The 17157-nt window shown below is 72.2% G+C and carries 16 protein-coding genes; 5 read left to right on the top strand and 11 right to left on the bottom strand.

The window, feature by feature from the left end; translation table 11 throughout:
* From ACIHAD_RS47750 to ACIHAD_RS47740, 3 genes are all read left to right on the top strand, one after another.
* Positions 1–2801, top strand: a 2801-nt coding sequence (locus tag ACIHAD_RS47750) for an ATP-binding protein (protein WP_397361530.1), incomplete at its 5' end; no start/stop codon positions are given.
* A 55-nt stretch (positions 2802–2856) separates the two neighbouring features.
* Positions 2857–3117, top strand: a complete 261-nt coding sequence (locus ACIHAD_RS47745; RefSeq protein WP_397361529.1) for a hypothetical protein — start codon at positions 2857–2859, stop codon at positions 3115–3117.
* Between the two features lie 682 nt (positions 3118–3799).
* On the top strand, positions 3800–4237 hold the full coding sequence (locus ACIHAD_RS47740; RefSeq protein ID WP_397361528.1) for a MarR family winged helix-turn-helix transcriptional regulator: 438 nt from the start codon (positions 3800–3802) through the stop codon (positions 4235–4237).
* A 440-nt stretch (positions 4238–4677) separates the two neighbouring features.
* Here the strand turns inward: ACIHAD_RS47740 and ACIHAD_RS47735 are convergent, their stop codons facing one another.
* Both ACIHAD_RS47735 and ACIHAD_RS47730 read right to left on the bottom strand, forming a co-directional pair.
* A complete protein-coding gene (locus ACIHAD_RS47735) occupies positions 4678–5889 on the bottom strand; it encodes an alpha/beta hydrolase family protein (RefSeq protein WP_397361527.1) in 1212 nt (403 codons plus the stop codon).
* Positions 5890–6719: 830 nt separating this feature from the next.
* Positions 6720–7079: a DUF4440 domain-containing protein gene (locus ACIHAD_RS47730; protein WP_397361526.1), complete on the bottom strand. Its 360-nt coding sequence runs from the start codon at positions 7077–7079 to the stop codon at positions 6720–6722.
* A gap of 80 nt (positions 7080–7159) precedes the next feature.
* Here ACIHAD_RS47730 and ACIHAD_RS47725 point away from each other — a divergent pair, with 80 nt between their 5' ends.
* Positions 7160–7717, top strand: coding sequence for a hypothetical protein (locus ACIHAD_RS47725; protein ID WP_397361524.1), 558 nt, complete (start codon positions 7160–7162; stop codon positions 7715–7717).
* 95 nt (positions 7718–7812) lie between these two features.
* Here the strand turns inward: ACIHAD_RS47725 and ACIHAD_RS47720 are convergent, their stop codons facing one another.
* Genes ACIHAD_RS47720 through ACIHAD_RS47710 form a run of 3 tightly spaced genes read right to left on the bottom strand, consistent with a single transcriptional unit; the run spans position 7813 to position 8808 of the window.
* Positions 7813–8133: a nuclear transport factor 2 family protein gene (locus ACIHAD_RS47720; RefSeq protein ID WP_397361523.1), complete on the bottom strand. Its 321-nt coding sequence runs from the start codon at positions 8131–8133 to the stop codon at positions 7813–7815.
* The gene (locus ACIHAD_RS47715) at positions 8073–8306 is read right to left on the bottom strand and encodes a sigma factor-like helix-turn-helix DNA-binding protein (RefSeq protein ID WP_397361531.1); all 234 of its coding nucleotides are present in this window, start codon (positions 8304–8306) and stop codon (positions 8073–8075) included. The genes ACIHAD_RS47720 and ACIHAD_RS47715 overlap by 61 nt, the downstream gene beginning before the upstream one ends.
* On the bottom strand, positions 8194–8808 hold the full coding sequence (locus tag ACIHAD_RS47710; protein ID WP_397361522.1) for a sigma factor: 615 nt from the start codon (positions 8806–8808) through the stop codon (positions 8194–8196). The genes ACIHAD_RS47715 and ACIHAD_RS47710 overlap by 113 nt, the downstream gene beginning before the upstream one ends.
* Before the next feature lie 175 nt (positions 8809–8983).
* Here ACIHAD_RS47710 and ACIHAD_RS47705 point away from each other — a divergent pair, with 175 nt between their 5' ends.
* A complete protein-coding gene (locus ACIHAD_RS47705) occupies positions 8984–10855 on the top strand; it encodes a BTAD domain-containing putative transcriptional regulator (RefSeq protein WP_397361521.1) in 1872 nt (623 codons plus the stop codon).
* On the opposite strand, the gene ACIHAD_RS47700 is transcribed toward ACIHAD_RS47705, so the two are convergent.
* The 6 genes from ACIHAD_RS47700 to ACIHAD_RS47675 are packed head-to-tail and all read right to left on the bottom strand — an operon-like array spanning position 10839 to position 17154.
* Positions 10839–11636 (bottom strand): glycosyltransferase family 2 protein, encoded by a 798-nt coding sequence (locus tag ACIHAD_RS47700; protein WP_397361520.1) that lies wholly within the window; start codon positions 11634–11636, stop codon positions 10839–10841. The genes ACIHAD_RS47705 and ACIHAD_RS47700 overlap by 17 nt on opposite strands.
* Complete coding sequence (locus ACIHAD_RS47695) at positions 11633–12382, bottom strand: polysaccharide deacetylase family protein (protein WP_397361519.1); 750 nt, start codon at positions 12380–12382, stop codon at positions 11633–11635. Before ACIHAD_RS47695 ends, ACIHAD_RS47700 begins: the two co-directional genes overlap by 4 nt.
* Complete coding sequence (locus tag ACIHAD_RS47690) at positions 12379–13857, bottom strand: Ldh family oxidoreductase (RefSeq protein WP_397361518.1); 1479 nt, start codon at positions 13855–13857, stop codon at positions 12379–12381. The genes ACIHAD_RS47695 and ACIHAD_RS47690 overlap by 4 nt, the downstream gene beginning before the upstream one ends.
* Positions 13854–15473, bottom strand: coding sequence for a condensation domain-containing protein (locus tag ACIHAD_RS47685; RefSeq protein ID WP_397361516.1), 1620 nt, complete (start codon positions 15471–15473; stop codon positions 13854–13856). Before ACIHAD_RS47685 ends, ACIHAD_RS47690 begins: the two co-directional genes overlap by 4 nt.
* Entirely contained in the window at positions 15470–16729 is a 1260-nt protein-coding gene (locus ACIHAD_RS47680; RefSeq protein ID WP_397361514.1) for an MFS transporter, read from the bottom strand. Before ACIHAD_RS47680 ends, ACIHAD_RS47685 begins: the two co-directional genes overlap by 4 nt.
* Complete coding sequence (locus tag ACIHAD_RS47675; RefSeq protein ID WP_397361512.1) at positions 16726–17154, bottom strand: VOC family protein; 429 nt, start codon at positions 17152–17154, stop codon at positions 16726–16728. Before ACIHAD_RS47675 ends, ACIHAD_RS47680 begins: the two co-directional genes overlap by 4 nt.
* Between the last annotated feature and the right edge of the window lie 3 nt (positions 17155–17157).

Raw genomic sequence — 17157 nt, 5'->3', positions numbered from 1 at the left:
TCCGAATGATCGCAAAGGTGTCCCAGCGCGAGGGCGAGGTGCTGGCGGCGGTGGCGGCGCGGCTGTCGAACGCGCAGATCGCGAACAAGTTACGTATCTCCGTCCGCACGGTCGAGAGCCACGTCGCCTCGCTGTTGCGCAAGTACGGTGTGGCCGACCGGCAGGAGCTGGCGCAGCAGGCGGTGCGGGCCGGGGTGGACCGCGACATCCCGGACACGCCGCAACCCGGGGTTCCCACCCCGATGACCTCGTTCGTCGGGCGCGAACGGGAACACGAGGCGGTTCTGGCGGCGTTCGGCGCCTCCCGGCTGGTCACGCTGCTGGGTCCCGGCGGCGCGGGCAAGAGCCGCCTGGCGGCAGAGATCTGCTCCTCGTACCCGGCCGGTGGGGCGTTCGTGGATCTGGTTCCCGTACGGGACGGGTTCGTCGCGCAGGCGGCGGCCAAGGTGCTCGGGGTCAGTGAGCGCGCCCAGCAGCCGTTGGAGGATGCCGTCATCGAACGGCTTCGCCGCGATCGGGCGCTGCTCGTCCTGGACAACTGCGAGCACGTGCTGGACACCGCTGCCGGCTTCGCGGAGCGGATGCTGGCAGCCTGTCCGGGCACCCGGATCCTCCTGACGAGCCGTGAGCGCCTCGGCGTGCCCGGCGAACGTACCGTGCCGATCGGCCCGCTGCCCCTGGCCTCCGACGCGGAGGCGCTCTTCCTCGACCGGGCCACCGCGGCCGATCCGGAGTTCGACGCCGACCCGGCCCTGCTGACCGAGATCTGCGCCCGGCTCGACGGCATTCCCCTGGCCATCGAGCTCGCCGCGGCCCGCAGCGCCTCTCTGGGGCTCGCCGGGCTGCTCGTCGCGCTCGACGACACGCTGCGGCTGCTCACCGGGGGACGGGCCGCCGACCGGCGGCATCGATCCCTGCGCGCGGTGCTCGAATGGAGTCACGACCTGCTCGACGAGGAAGAGCAGGTGCTGTTCCGGCGACTGTCGATGTTCTGCGGCGGCTTCGACCTGGCCGCCGCGACGGCGCTCACCGCCGGCCGCCCACCCGGCGCCGTGAGCCATGTGCTGGGGCGGCTCGTCGACAAGAGCCTCGTCGTACGCTCCCCGGGAACGGCGAGCCGATGGCGGCTCCTGCAGACCGTCAGAGCCTTCGCCGAGGACCTGTTACGAGACTCCGGTGAGCACGACGCGGCTCGGGAACTCCATCTGCTGTGGGCCGCCGGTACCGCGACGGCGATGCGGGAGCGGCTGGTCGCCGCCGGACACCGCGGGGCCGGGTCGGCGTCGCCGACCCAGCACAGTGAACAGGACGGCGCCGAGGTCTGGCGGCGGGAGTTCGACGAGGTCGCAGACGATCTGCGCGCGGCGCTGGCCGCCGCACCGCCCGGACCGGGCGGGGCGGCGCACAGCCTGGCCCGCTCGCTGGGGCACCTCGCCTTCGCCCGGCGATTCCTGGCCGAGGCCCAGGGCCACTACCGGCAGGCAGCCGAACGAGCGCCCGGTCCGGCCGAAGCGGCCGAGGACCTGCGGAACGCCGCCAATTGCGCCCTGGACAACATCTCCGGGCAATACGTGTTCGACCTGCTGCTCGCCTCGGCGGCGCAGGCCCACGCCGCCGGCGACGAGAACGGCCGCGCGGTCGCCCTGGCCCGTGCGGTGGAGACAGCGGCGAGGTTTCTCGCCTCCTTCCCCGAGGGCATTCCCGGCGAGCGGCTTCGCCGTCATCTCACCGAGGCCGCCGAGGCAGGAGACCCCCGCGACCCGATCGTGGCGGCGGCCCTCGCCGCGGCGGCGGCCTGGACCGAGCGGCCGGGCGCCTTCGACCCGGACCCGGTCCTGGCCGCCCGCGCGCTCGCCGTCGCACGGACGACGGGCGACGCCGTGCTCATCAGCGCGGGGCTCGACGCGGTGACGACCGCCGCCGTACGGGCCGGCCGGCATCACGAGGCCCGGCGGCACACCGAGGAGCGGCTGGCCTTGCTGTCGGAGATGGACCGCGACGACCCGCGTTCGGCCATCGAGATCGTGGACACCCTTCACGTGGCCTGCACCGACGCGATCGTCGCGGGAGATCTGCCCGCTGCGATCAGCGCCGGTCGGCTCATGATGGCCGACGACCTCGTCGGAGACCACCCCTACATCTCGGCCAGCAGACTGATCCCCGCGCTCGTCCTGACCGGAGATCTCGGCGCGGCCCTGCGCTACGGCGAACGGATGTGGGAGGGCTGGGAACGAGCCGGCCGGCCCCCGGCCGGATGGCTGCTGCCTTCCGTGTCGGCCGTCGCGCTCGCCCATGGACTTCTCGACGACCGGGTCCGCTTCCGGCTCTGGCGTCACAGGGCCGGCGTGGTGGTCGACCACGCGCTGGCCGGGCAGGCCCGGCTGACGTCCTTCGGCGCGTTCGTCGATGCCCGGGCAGCGCTGCACTCCGGCGACCTGGGCGACGCCACCGCCCTGGTGGAGCGGGCCTTCGGCGCGTTCTCGATGGGACGTTACGCGGCGTACGCGCAGGCGGCGGGAGCCGAGCTCGCGGTCGCCGCCGGGCTGCCCGACGCCCCGGACCGGCTCGCGGCCGCGCTCCTGACAGCCGGGGAGAACCACTGGGCCTCGGCATGCCTGGCTCGCGCCGGCGGCAGGCTCCACGCGGACCCGGACGCGCTGGCGGCCTCGGTCGCCCAGTGGGAGGGCATCGGCGCCCGGCTGGAACGAGCCCATACCCTCCTGCTGATCCCGCATCGCGCCGAGGAGGGCCGAGCCGCCCTCGACGCACTGATCAGCGGTACGGCCAGGAGAACCCGGTAACGCGTCCGGTCCCGCCCACGCGTGTCGGGGCGCTCGTACTCTTGCCGACACTCCGATGTCGATCAGCTTCGCAGCGCCGATCACGGCTGACGAATGTCGCCGCGCTCTTCCCGAGGGCGCGGAGCGGACCGCGCTGCGTCACGCCCTGGACGACCTCACCTTCCGGCACCTGCCGCCGGCCGACGCCGAGCGCCTCGCGGGCGTCCAGCTCGACAGCGAGATCAAGGCAGAGCGGGCCCCTGAGGTGACGGCGTCCTCCTCCCGAGTGTGGCCCCAGCCCCAAAATGGAGTGATCGTTGCAGGTCGCCCAAGGTGAGGCTTCTCGCCAGGGGGTGCGGGTTTCGGTCGGGACAATCGGGAATGAGTCCGGCGGCTTGTACCACGATAACGACGGCAGGGACGTTTCCGCAGGTCGCAGCCGGTAGCCCGCGCTATTCGACGCCGATGAGTTGCCGTCGAGGAAGGCGTCCTCGGAGGACCTGGGACGAAGTCAGGTCATGTCCCCGGCTTTGGCTGCATATCGGTCCCGAGTGTCGAGTGGTCCCCGAGCGCGACCGATGAGCCCTATTTTCCGCCAACCGTTGAAGCACGTGGATGGCGGCATCTACCTCAACGGCCATCCACGGGACGTTCGAGTCCCGATTCTCCACCTCCCTGGCGCGGACCTCTTCGCACACCTACGAGCAAGACTCCGGCCAACGCAGCGGCCACCCCGGTGGCCAGCCAGCCGGGTGACCCGCCGGTGATGGGCCGGCAGTCGGCGACGCACAAGATGGGATCGATTCGTACCACGTCGGCACCCTGGAGGATCCACAGCAGACCCAACAGGATGAGAAGTGTCCCGCCGACGGTCCTGGCGCCCCTGCGCCACCTCACTGGACGTGCGGGGGAGGGTGGGGGCATCTCGTCTCCTTCGGCTATGCTGGAACTATTCAGGAAGCTTTATAAGGTTAGGTTATAAGGTGGCCGAACAATCTACAACCGATGAGCCGCTCCTGTTGCAGCTCATCGGGCAGACGTTCAACCTGATCCTCGACGGGCTGCTCCGCCACCTGGTCGAGAACGGGTGCAAAGATCTACGCCCCACTCACTACCTGAACGTGTTCCGGCTGATGGACTGCGACGGCACCCGGCCCACCACACTGGCCCGCAGAGCGGGGATGACCCCGCAAGCGATGAGCGAACTCGTGGGTTACCTGGAACAACACGGCTACGTGCGACGCGTTCCCGATCCGGCCGATGGCCGAGGCAGGGTGGTCATCTTCGCCGACCGGGGCACCTGGGCCGCCGAGATCAGCGCCGGCTACTTCGCCGGACTGGAGGCCCGCTGGGCGGGCATCGTCGGGGCCGACGGTATCCAGGGCATCAAGTCCACCCTCACGCAGATCCTCGCCGACTTGTCGGCCGACAACACCGCGGTAGAGGGCAGTGTCTGAGCAATTACGTCGGGACGATCCGCGTACCCGCTTCGCCTGAAATCAGCGGAGCGGGCGCTGTCAGTTCTCCCTCACATTTCAGCCGCTCTTGATCTCTGAGGTTGTGGGGCGCAGATCGGGTCGGTTCACCTGAGGGCAGGGCGGGGCAACCTGCCGCAGGACCAAGCCGCATGGCCACAGGTCAACCTCCGCGACCAACTTTTCGGATCCAGCAGGGCGACAGCTCGCGGGTAGGGGCGGGAACCTTGGTCGCTGGTCCCGTTCCTTGGAGCACGAGCAGTCGTGGCGATCTGCCCGATCCAGAGTCGGCGGGTAGCTGTTCGACCGCGAAGAAGATCGGGCTGAGCAGGGTAATACGCGCGGCCCCATTCACGTCGCTCCCGGCAGTTTCCCGGGCGCCTCCCACGGCTGGCGACCTGTAAGCGCGGCCTGCCGGCTGTTCAGCCGGCAGCGGTGCCGGCTCCCTGCTGAAACCAGGCCAGCACCTTGGGCAGCGAGAGCCTGAGCGAGGTCAGGTGGTTCACGTCGCCGACATCCGTGAGAGACGCATCAACGTGCCGCGCCCGTAGGTCCTTCAGGCAGCTCGCGGAGTTGGCGAGAACCACGTCGCGGTCGCCGGTGGCGGCGAAAAGCCGCACCGGCGCACCGGGCCGCAGGTCGCGGCACGTGGTGTCGTTGCGCCTGATCGCCTCCAACAGCCGGCCCGTAGGCTTGCCGAGCTTGCCGAGATAGTCCGGGGTGAGGAGCTCGTCCACCGTGGACGGCAGGGCGGCCGCGATGGTGCCCAGGTCATGGCTCCCGTCGAGCAGGTCCGTCACCTTCGCGTCATGCGGCGGGCGGAACGCCTCGGACGGTTCATCGTAGACGTCGTAGACGCGGTCCATCGAGGTCAGCCAGTAGGCGAGATAGAACGCCGCCGATCGGCCGTCGAGCCTGCCGTCGACCGCGGCGGGAAATTCTGCGTGCTCGATGTCGAACGGGCCGCTGATCGGCGCGATCGCTGACACGTCCAGGTCCCGGTCCTTTTGCAGGGCCGCGCCCAGGGCCATGGCGGCGTGGCCACCCTGGGAGAAGCCGGTCACCATGATCCGCTTGTCGAACGTGACCTGCTGCTGCCCGGCGATCCTCCGGGCGGCCTTGAGGAGGTCGATGGAGGCGCCGGCCTCGGTGGCGGCATGCATGTACGGGTGCGCGCCCGGTCCTTCGCCCAGGCCGAGATAGTCGGCCGCGGCCGCGGCGAAGCCGTGCGTGGCGAAGTAGACCGGCAGAAAGCGGCCTTCCCCCGTGGACGTCACCGAGGGCGCCTCCCGCCTGTCGGCCATTGTGCCGTGGCTGTAGCTGACGACGCGAAGCTCATGGGCGGGGGTCTGGGGCAGGACGAGTGAACCGGTCGCCGTGGTGGGCCTGCCGTTCACGTCAACGGTGCGGTAACTGACCCTGTAGACGTCGACGCCCTTGGCGTTCTCGATCGCGGGAAAGCCCGCCTTGCCGAGGAACGCGTTGACTTCGCTGCCTGTCATGCGGCTCACCCGCTCGGCCTTCATCAGGGCGCCTCTGGCAGGAGTTGCGGTCGCGGCGGTCGCCGTCACAGGCGCAATGGCCAGGAACGCGGCACAGGTGAGAGCCGCGATGCGGGGGAATTTCTTGATCACGGCAGCACGCTATTCTCCTGCGCAGGCTCGCCCCAAGCAGGACGCCCCCCGCTTGGTGGTAGGGCCAGCCCTACCGAACAGGGCGCCTGGCTGATCAGCCCGAACACCACTTCTGCACGGTCATCGGGACGCGGGCAGTCGGTCATTCAGACAAGTCAGCGGATTGTAATCACTACACTACTAAGCGTCCGGATATCGCTTCACGGACGGCGCTCCCCAAACGGCGCATCCATCCCTGGCGGGCAAGCGGTGACCGGTATCCAAAGCCCGGCACACGGGAGCCAGAACACCGCCGGACAGACGTTCCTGCACACCTTCGTCGCCGGAGAGGCCGTCACACTCCACGCGTACCGCCTCGGACAGGCCGGCGCCGCCGGTGACGCCAGCAACACCGACGGACGCACCAGAGTCATGAGGCGCAGTCCCTGGCTGTGTGGCTGGAGGTAGGCCTCGAACAACTCACGGAACCGGGCAGGAGGTGAGCGCACGACGTGCTACGTGATGCTCGTCCACCTACCCACCGAACGGACGGCCGATCGCGTGCGTGACGCCCTGGTGGAGACCATGGCCATGCTGCCCGCCCATCTCAAGCGCTCGCTGACCTGGGACCACGGCAGCGAGACGGGCCGTCATCACGAGCTCGCCGTCACCGCTGGCACGCCCGTCTACTTCCGCGACCCGGCCGGCCTTTGGGGGCGCGGCTCGAACGAGCATCAAGGGCCTGCTGCGCCAGTGTTACCTCAAGGGCACCGACTGTCCTGTCCACATCCGCTGGCAACTCGACGCCGTGGCCGCCGAGTTGAGCACCAGACCACGAGGCACGCCATACCCTACATGGGTGTCTGGTGGAGGAGGACGACGCGCCAGCCCTCGGAGGTCCGGCGATAGACCGTCGACGCATGCCATGAGGACGTCTCATCGCCGCTGGTGCTTGTCAGCTTGTAAGCGACCACGGCTCCTGCGTCGCCGAGCGGCTTGACCACAACATCCTGTGCCCGGTTGCACCGGTCTGGGTTCCCGCTTCCCTTGACGTACATGTCGAGAACCTGCTGCCTGGACACGATGCCGAAATGCCCCATGGCTACGAAGTCATCGGCGCAGTACTCCTCGAAAAACCTCTCGTCAAAGGCGGCGTCCGCGTCCAGCATCCGCTGCTCGAGTTCTACCAGGGTCACTTCGATGCCGCTCATCCAGCCGACTCCTTGTTGTGGGGTGTGCGTCCCACGCTGTCAGCTGTACCTGACGTCCTCTGGCAGGTACAGCCGGCTGGTTGACGCTTCTCGCACGGGGCGACACCTCCAAGGACGTAGAGATCTTGATGCTGCGTCATGAGGTCGCCGTCCTGCGTCGTCAGGTCTCCCGGCCACGACCGGACTGGGCCGACCGAGCGCTGCCGGCCGCACTGACGCGACTACTGCCCACGCAGCTTCGCCTCCATGGGATCGTGACGCCGGGCACCTTGTCGGCCTGGCACCGCCAGCTGGTCAGTCAACGCTGGACCTACCCGAACGCGACCATCCGCCGCATCCTCGCCGCGGCCGGCCCCGGCCCAGCGCTACGCCAGACCTCACCAACCTGGCGACAGTTCCTCACCTCCCAGGCCTCCGGAATCCTGGCCTGCGACCTCCTGCACATCGACACCGTGTTCTTCAAACGCCTGTACGTCTTCTTCGTCATGGAGATCGAGACCCGGCGGTATCGGACATGGTGGTCATGCGTGATGCTCCTTGAGGGCTGCGCCGAAGGGGGTCGGCGGCAAGGGAGGGCAGCGCTGGCCTGCTCGGATGCGAAGGGGTCCTCAGCGAGTCGAGGACGGCTGCTTCCTTGATCGAGCGGCGCTGGTGACGGCTGTCGTCGACGACAGGCCGTCACGCCGTACAACAGCCAGGAAACCGGCTCCATCGCACGCGCGGGAGGTGGGGTTTATCGGGGGGGACAATCTCCACCCCTGTCTCTTGCCGGACGCTGCCTAGAGTCGGAAACGTGCAGGACAACCAAGACGAGATCCGCGACATTCTCGCAGGTCGGGGCGCCAGGATCGGCCGGTTGGCCGTTCGCCCGCGTCGGGATCAGCACGAATCGGCGGCCGTCGCGGAGTGCGACCGTGGTCAGGAAGTGCCCGATCGCGTCCAGGCCGTGATATTCGAGCGGCACCGGTGGCATGGTCAGCCACGCGTCGTCCGTCAGTATCGCCACGATCGCGGCGACGTCTCCGGCCTCGAACGCGCGGCTGAAGTCAGCCACGATCCGGCGTTCCTGGGGGAGTCCGGCAGCGGAGCGCTCTCCCGGCCCGGTCCTGGCAGCTCACGTGCCAGCGCGGCCCGCGCTCGTTTCAGCGCCATGGTCACGGCGTTCTCGGACGTGCCGAGAACGGTCGCCGCCTCGGCGGCCCGAAAGCCCGGGACGTCCCGCAGCACCAGCACGGCCCGCTGCCTCGGCGGCAGTCGATGCAGCGCCGCGAGGAAGGCCAGCGACACCGACTCCCTGGCCTCGTACCGGGCCTCCGGGGCCGGGCACGTCGTCGGCGATCCCGGCGAGCAGCACGTCGGGGTACGGCTCCAGCCAGCTCGGTTCCTCTCGGCGACGCGACGGCTCGGGCATCGGGAGCTCCGCTCGGTAGGCCGCGTGTTCGTGCCGACGGCGCGCGCCGGCACGCAGTGCGTTCAGCCAACGGTTGGTCGCGATCCGGTAGAGCCACGTCCGCAGCGACGCACGCTCCTCATAGCCGCCGATCCCGCGCCACGCCGCCAGCAAGGTCTCCTGCAGCAGATCCTCGGCGCCCTGGACGGAGCCGAGGATGCGGTAGCAGTGCACCTGGAGCTCGTGACGGTACGGCTCGACCAGGCCGCGGAACGCCTCCCCGTCCCCGTCGCGGGCCGACGCCAGAAGCTCCTCGGCCGTACGCTGGTCACCTCGCATGTCGACTCCTCTTATGGGCTTCCTCTCGAATGGTCAGACACCATCCGTCCCGGAAAGGGGTCGGTCTTCCGCGGCCGCCCATGCGACGTCGGCTCCAGCCGTACCAGGAGAGCGCCCAACGGATCACAAGTGAGAAGCAAGGCGATCACAACCGCTCTCCCCCATCCTGATGGGGATGAACCAGCCCACGAGCCGGCACGCGCGCCCCGCGGCCGAACTCCCCGACCAGGCCGTGCCCCCTGAACAGCCGGTGACGATCCGGTTGCTCGGCCCGCTGGACGTCATCGTGGGCGGCGGCATCACCGGCGTCTCGGGCATCCGCAGGAGGACGGCGCTGGCCACGCTGGCGCTGCGGGTGGGTGAGGCGGTCAGCAGCGACCGGCTGATCGACATCGTCTGGGGCGGCAGCGCGCCGGTCACGGCGGTGAACACGTTGCAGAGCCACATCTCCTACCTGCGCCGGCTGCTCGGCGTGCGGACGTCGATCGTGACCCGCGCGGCCGGCTATGCCCTGGACGCGGCGGACATCACGACCGACGTGCTGGCCGCCGAGCGGCTCGTCGAGCAGGCCCGCCAGGCGGCGGATCCGGCGGGACGGGCGGCGCGGCTCAGGGAGGCGCTGGCCCTGTGGCGGGGCCGGCCGCTGGACGACCTGAGCGTGCATCCGTGGCTGGAGGAGCAGGCCGGGCGGCTGGAGCGGGTCCACATGATCGCGGTCACCATGCTCATCGCCGCCCGGCTCGACCTGGGCGAGCACGCCGCGCTGATCCCCGAGCTGGAGGATCTCACCCACCGGCATCACTTCGACGAGGACCTGCACCGGCAGCTCATGCTGGCGCTGTACCGGACGGGCCGGCAGGCCGACGCGCTGGCGCTGTACCAGCGGCTGCGGTGCAGGCTGGGTGAGGAGCTGGGCATCGCTCCCGGGCGGCCGCTGCAGGCTCTGGAGGAGGCGATCCTGCGGCACGACGTGGCCATCGACCCGCCCTCGTCCCCGGCCGGGCGCGCGGCGGAAGCGGCTCGCGTGATCGTTCCCGCGCAGCTTCCTCCCGGGGCGGGCGCGATCGTGGGCCGGTTGGACGAGGTGGGCCGGCTCGACCTGGCGCTCGGCCTCAAGTTCGGCTCGCCCGCCATCCTGTCCGTCGTGGGCCCGGCGGGCGTGGGCAAGACCGCGCTGGCCGTGCACTGGGCGCACCGGGCGGCGGAACGATTTCCGGACGGTCAGCTTTATGTGGATCTGCGCGGGTTCGACCCGCACGGTCCGGCGATGGATCCCGCCGACGCGCTGCGCGTCTTCCTCTACGCGCTGTCCGCGCCGCCCCACGTGGTGCCCATCGGGCTGGCGGCGCAGGTCGGGCTCTACCGCAGCCTGCTGGCGGGCAAGCGGGTGCTGGTGGTGCTCGACAACGCCAGGGACGCCGCGCACGTGCGGCCGCTCCTGCCCAGCTCGCCGGGATGCGCGGCCGTGGTGACCAGCAGGACGCAGCTGACGCCGCTGGTCATCACCGAACGGGCGCACCAGCTCACGCTCGGGCCGTTGCCGCCCGCCGAGGCGTACGCGCTGCTGGCCGACCGGGTCGGAAAGGAGACGATGGCCGCGGAGCCCGAGGCCGCCGACAGGATCGTGGAGCGGTGCGGCGGGCTGCCGCTCGCGCTGGCCATCGCCGCCGCGCAGGCCCTGACGTATCCAGCCAGGCCGCTGACCCGGCTGGCCGCTCACCTGCGGTCCTCGCCTCTCGACACGCTCACCGGCGGCGACCCGGCGACGAACCTGCGGGCGGTCTTCTCCTGGTCGTACCGGTCGCTGAGCTCGGCCGCCGCCGCGTTGTTCCGCGGGCTCGGGTCGCTGCCGGGGATCGGCACGACCGCCCAGGCCGCCGCCGAGCTGGCCGGGCTGCCGGTGCACCGCGTACGCCCGATCCTCGACGAGCTGGTGGGCGCGCACCTGCTGACCCGGCTGGCGGACGACAGGTACGCGCTCCACGAGCTGCTGAAGGCGTACGCGGCGGAGCTGTGGCAGTGCCAGGGGCCTACCGCGGCCTGGTGAGCCGCCCCACGACGTGCACCGCTCCCAGGAGCCGGTTGATCTCACGGACCGCCGACGTGCCGCCGACCGCCCCCTCCCGCAGGGCCCGCGCGCCCTCGGCCACCGTCATGCGCTCGGTGTGCTGGCGCCCGGCGGCCCACGCGTCCGACACCGCGCGCCGCCAGCCCTTGCCGTTGCGGTGCGCGATGACCAGCTCCGGCCGGAACCGCACCGGGCTGCCGTGCTCCGCGAGCGCGCCGGCGAGGCTGTTGTCCCCGCCGGTGCCCTCCTGGGAGAAGCCGCCCACCTGGTGGAAGACCTCGGTGAGCACCGAGCTGTTGCCGCCGGCGAAGAACCCGACCGGCGCGTCGCGCTCCAGGCGCAGGTAGCGGGCGTCGTAGCGGGCCTGACGGGCCTGGGAGAGCAGGCTGTCGTCGAAGCAGAGCACCCGGCCGGTGATCGCCGGGCGCTCCTCGTCCAGGTCGGCGGCCTGGATGAGCCAGTCGCCGCGGGGCGCGGCGTCGTCGTCGAGGAAGGCCAGCACGTCGCCGGTGGCCAGCCCGACGCCGAGGCGGCGGCTCGCGCCCGCCCCGATCCTGGCGCGGTTGCGCAACACCTCGACGGGCAGCGGCGAGGCCCCCGCCGCCGCCGTGGCGTGGCCGCCGGCCGAGGCGTCGTCCACGACGACGACCTGGTGCAGCTTCGCCCGTACGTCCGAGCCGTCGAGGCGCTGGGCGCACTCGGCCAGCGCTTCCAGACATCGGCGCAGGTCCGCGCCCCTGTCGCGAGTAGGGATGATCACGGAGATCCGTACCACTGCTGCCTCCATCCAAGAGCGAGACGGGTCCACCGCGCCGTCTCGCCGACCGGCAGATACGTGCGGCGGATGTGCCGCGGACGGCGCGACCACGGGGCCGGCGCCGATTTGACGGTGCCGAAGGCCAGCATCCCGTCAGGGACCGGGGAGGGGCCGGGCGGGATCAGCCCGTACGGGTAGGCGAACGTGCGCGGCGGACGCCCGGTGCGCTCGCGGATCGCGCGCAGCGAGACCGCGATCTCCTCGGCGGCCTGCTCAGGCGGCAGGTCCGGCAGGTGAGGGTGGTGCGCGGTGTGCGCCGAGAGCACGTGACCGTGCCCCGCGAACTCCCGCGCCTCCGCCCACGTCAGGTACGCCTCGCGCGGCGGCAGCGCGGCCCGTTCCGCCGCGCTCAGCCGCCCGGCCGCGTCCAGCTTCCCGGTGACGCAGAACAGCAGCGCCTTGACCCCGAACTCGGCCAGCAGCGGCGCGGCCAGGTCGAGGTTGTCCCGGTAGCCGTCGTCGAAGGTGACCAGCACGCTCGGCCGGTCGGGCGGCTCGAACCCGGGACCTATGGCGGCCGGGTCGAGCGCCGGTCCGACGCCGTCGAGCACGATCTCCAGCCCGCGCCTGAAGTCGTCGGGGTTCAGGGCCGTGTAGTGCTGGACGAGCGCGTTGACGTGGTGGAAGTACAGCACCAGCGGCCATCCGGGAGCCGAGCCCAGCGCCGGGTCGGCCAGTACGGCGGTCACGAGGGCCCCCATCCCAGCTCGTCCAGCACCGACCGCGGCACCTCGGCGCCGCGCGCGTCCGCGAGGGCGGCGTGGTCCTCCTCCGGCTGGTCGGGGAACCAGGGGCGGGGCGGTTCCGCGGCGTGCCCGGCCCGTACGGCCTCCCGCAGCCGGTGCACGAACCCCTCCAGCGAGGGCTCGTCCGGCGGCCCGAGGTGCCGGGGCGAGAACCCGACGAAGAGCTGGGAGCAGTTCATCACCTGGTCCAGGTGCTTGCGCTGCTTGCCGACGTCCGGACTCACCCGGTGGCCGGCCAGCGCGCCGGCCAGGATCTCGGCCAGCAGCGTCACGCACAGGCCCTTGTAGTCGCCGAACAGCGGGATGGAGCCGTCCCGGTCGAGCTCGCGGGGGTCGGTGGTGGCCGCGCCCGAGAGGTCCTGGAGCCAGCCGGACGGCACGGGCACGCCCCGGTTCGCCGCGTCCCTGATCTTGCCGGCGGCGACGACGCCGGTGGCCAGGTCCACGCAGAACGGCTCACCCTCCCGCGTCGGGGTGATCAGGCAGATCGCGTTGCTGCCCAGGGTCGGCCGGGCGGCGCCGGGAGCGGCGACGGACGGGCCGGAGGTGTTGAGCAGCAGGCCCGCCACCTGCCGCTCCTGGAAGGCGTGCCGGTACGCCGCGAGCATCCCCACGTGGTTGTTGCCGTGCACCGCGACCGCTGCCAGCCCGTGCGCGGCGGCCCTGGAGGCGCACCACTCGGCCGCCATCCTGGCGGCGACCTGACCGATCCCGCCGTCGGCGTCGATCGCGGCGACGGCGGGCGTGACCTCGGTGAGCCGGGGCCTGGCCTCGGCCCTGATCCCACCCTCCTTGATCCGCCGCAGGTACGTGGGCAGCAGCGCGACGCCGTGCGAGCGGTGCCCGCGGCGCTCGGCGTCGACCAGCACGTCGCTCGCGGCCTCGGCGGCCTCGTGCCCGATGCCCGCGGCCAGCAGCGCCTCCACGGTACGGGCCTGGAGCTCGGCCAGCGGGACGCGGGCCGGCTCGCGGGGCGCGGCGACCGGCTCGACCTCGACGAACTGCCCGCCGTCCAGCCGCAGCGAGCGGTAGCGGCCCGGCACGCCCATCCCCGACCAGGCCGATCCGGCCAGGACGAGCACGCAGCCCGGATCGTCGGCGCACGGCAGGTCGGCCGGGCCGGCGGGACCCGGGCGGTCTCCCGCGTCCAGCACGGTGGTGGTCCGGCTGGGACTCACCCGGCCCAGCCGCCCGCTGCGCACCGGCCCGGCGCTGACGGTTCCGTACCGTGGCGGCATCCGGCCGTCCAGCAGCGCCGTCAGGCTCGTGCGGGCCTCCAGGTCCAGCCCGGACAGCAGCACCTTCTCGCCCTCGCCCACCCGCAGGTCGGCGCCGCGCAGCAGGACGCGCTCGGCCCCGGGCGGGCCGACGGACAGCACGACGTCCCGCAGCTCCAGCGCGGACGCGGCGGCGCTCACGCGCCCGCTCCCCGCGCGAGCAGGTCCAGCGTGCCGTGGACGAGGTCCTCGACGGTCCGCCGCGCGAAGTGGTCGCGGCTGTACTTGACGGCGAAGGCGAAGCTGTCGCCGACCTGGTCGGCCTCCAGCATCAGCAGGTACGGCTCGCGCTGCCGCGGCGAACGGCGCCCGCCCGCCGAGGTCGCCGAGGGCGCCAGCCAGTCGGCGGCCCTGGCGTTGATCGCGTTCATGCGGCTGCGGAAGTTCAGCCTGATGCCGCTGCCGGGCAGGTCCGCCAGGGCGGTGTGGCCGGCGAAGCGCAGCGCGTCGAAGCCGAAGCGTGCCTCGGGCACCCGGCCGAGCTCCGCCGCGGCGCGCTCCGTCCAGTCGCCGGGACCCGTGCTGATCACCACGGGGTAGTTCGCCTGGAAGTAGCCGATGCCGGAATCGAGGCCGGGGCCGCCGGGGAGCCGGTCCCGGCCGTGGTGGTAGGTGTCCACGCTGACCGCGGGCAGCCCGAACCTGTCCATGATCGCGTTGGCCGCGGCGGCCAGCACCAGCGACTCCAGCGTCAGACCGGCGGGCGCCCGCCGCTGGAGGGCGGCGGTGTGCCCGGCGTCGAGCCGGCCGCTGACGGTGTCCATGCTGGGCAGCAGGGCGGGTCCGTCGTGCTCGGTGGGGACGCGGCGGACGTCGCGCCAGTTCTGCCCGGCCCACGCCTTCAGGTCAGCGGCGGCCTGGGGCGAGGCGAGCCAGGCGGCCAGCGCCCGGGCGTGCCCGCGCGGCGTGCCGGGGTCGGCGGCCGGTGGCCGGCCGGTGAGCAGGGCCTCCAGGTCGTCGGCCACGAGTTCGACCGACAGGCCGTCCAGCGTCAGGTGGTGCAGGGCGACCTGGAGCAGCCGCTGCGCGGGCAGCCATCGGGCGGCCAGCACCCGGCCATCGGCCGGCGAGTGCGTACGCCAGCCGGTCGCGAGGGCCGGGGGAACCTCCTCGTCGGGCACGTCGACCAGCGTGAACAGGCCAGGGGGGACGTCGGGCAGCACCTCGGCACCCGGCCGGTCGCCGAGCAGGTAGCGCGTGCGCAGGGCCTCGTGCCTGCGGACCAGCGCCACGACGGCGCTCTCCAGCAGCTCGCCGTCCACGCGGCGGCCGTCCGGGGTGCGCTCGGGCACGTCGAAGATCCAGCCGAGGGAGAAGTGGCCGGGGTCGGTGAAGTCGTTGGCGATCCACCGCCGCTGCGCGGGCAGCAGCGGCACCGGGCCGGCGCCGTCGTCAGGACCGGCGTCGGGACCGGCCGCAGGGGCCGGTGTCGTTTCGAGCCGGGACAGGATCCCGCCGAACGTGCGCCCGCGCAGGATGTCCGCGGGGGCCGCGGTGATGCCCGCCTGCCGCAGCCGGCTCAGCATCCGCACGGCCAGCAGCGAGTCGCCGCCGTCGGCGAAGAAGTCCGCCTCCGGCCCGGCCGGGGCCGCGCCGAGCGCCGCCTGCCAGGCCGCGCCCAGCAACTCTGCGACGGCGGCGGGAGCGGACGGCGAAGAGCCCCCGGCGGGCGAAGAGGCCCCGCCGGGAGAGGAGGGCGAAGAGGCCCCGGCGGGCGAAGGCGCTCCGGCGGGCGAGGTGTGGTCGAGGGTGGTCATGATGTCGTGCTCACTTCCTTCGTAGCGGCCGGCTCCCCGGCGCCGCGCGCCAGCCAGGCGCTGGCCAGGCACCCCGCGCCCAGGACCGCGGCCAGGACGAACCACGCCAGGTCCGGCGCCTTGGTGATGAGGAGGATGACGAGCACCGGGCCGGCCGCCTGGTGCGCGGAGAAGCTGACGTGGAACAGGGACAGGTACCGCCCGCGCAGGTGCTCGGGAGCGAGGTCGACCGAGACCGTCCACTCCCCGACCGCGCCGTACAGCTCGGCGGCGGTGTGCGCCAGCACGGCGACCACCAGCAACGCCACGACGAACGCCAGCGTGCCGCCGGCCACGGACGCCGCCCAGTAGCCGGCGGCGGCCACCGCGAAGGCCGCCGTGGCCCGCACGTAGACCGGCGGGGTGTCCGCGGCCCTGGACACGCCCTTGGTGAGCCGGACCTGCAGCAGCACGACGAGCGCGGTGTTCAGCGCGAACAGCACGCCGACCAGTCCGGGCGGGGCCGTGGTGTGCCGGCTCACCCAGAGCGGCACGCCCACGTTCAGCGCGGTGACGTGTGTCATGACCAGCGTGTTCAGCACGGCCAGGGCGACGTAGCGCCGGTCGGCGAGCACGTCGCGGAAGCCGTCGCGCCTGCCGGACCCGGCCTGCGCGGTCGGGCGCGGCGCCCGCGTCACCGCGATGCGGGACACCAGCGCGGCGGCAACCAGGAACGACAGGGCGTCACCGGCCAGCACGGCGTAGTAGCCGGTGTGCGCGTCGAGGGTCAGCAGGGCGGCGCTGGTCAGGCCGCCCAGGCCGAACCCGATGTTGCGGATCGAGCGCTGGAAGGCCATGAGCTTCACCCGCTGCTCCGCGGTGACCATGGAGGCCACCAGCGCCTGCTTGGCGGGACGCCCGCTGTGCTCGGCGATCTCGGCGACGATCGCCACCACGATGAACGAGACCCAGTCCCGGATCGCGAGGTAGCCGAGATACCCGGCCGCCGCGGTCAGGAAGCAGACCACGACCATGGGCTTGGGGCCGTAGCGGTCGATGAGCGCGCCGCAGGCGGGGGCGCAGAGCGTGCCGGCCAGGGCCGCGAGTCCGAGGCCGACGCCCACGGACGCGGCGTCCAGCCCCACCACGACGGTCAGGTAGATCACGGTGACCGGGATGCGCATGCCGGTGCCGACCGCGTCGATGACCGCGACCCACGCCCAGCGCCGGGCGACGGGGACGTCGGGCAGGCCGATCCAGTTCCTGGCCCATCTCACGAGGCGGGCTCCCGTTCGGGGGTGAGGAACTCCAGCCGGTTGCCGTGGCAGTCGAAGGCGTACAGACGGCGGTGGCCGGGGAAGTTGCCGTCCCAGGTGACCTCGACGCCGCGGTCGGTGAGACGCCGGGCGAGCGCGTCGAGGTCGGTCACGAGGATGCCGGGGTGGGCCTTGCGGGCGGAACGGAAGTCCTCCTCGACGCCCAGGTGGATCTCCAGGGCGTCGGAGCGCACCCACAGGCCGCCGCGGGCGGCCAGGACGGGCGGCTTCTGGATCTCGGTCATGCCGAGCACGTCCACGTAGAAGCGGCGGCACGCCTCCTCCTCGCCCGGGGGCAGCGCGAGCTGTACGTGGTGCAGCCCGAGGCCGAAGGCGGAGGCGGCGTCGGTGGTCTCGTACGGCTGGACCGGACAGCGATCGTTCATGTC

The sequence above is a fragment of the Nonomuraea sp. NPDC052265 genome, assembly GCF_044547985.1.
In the GTDB taxonomy this organism is placed as follows: Bacteria; Actinomycetota; Actinomycetes; order Streptosporangiales; family Streptosporangiaceae; genus Nonomuraea.
This window is presented reverse-complemented; position numbering and strand designations above follow the sequence as displayed.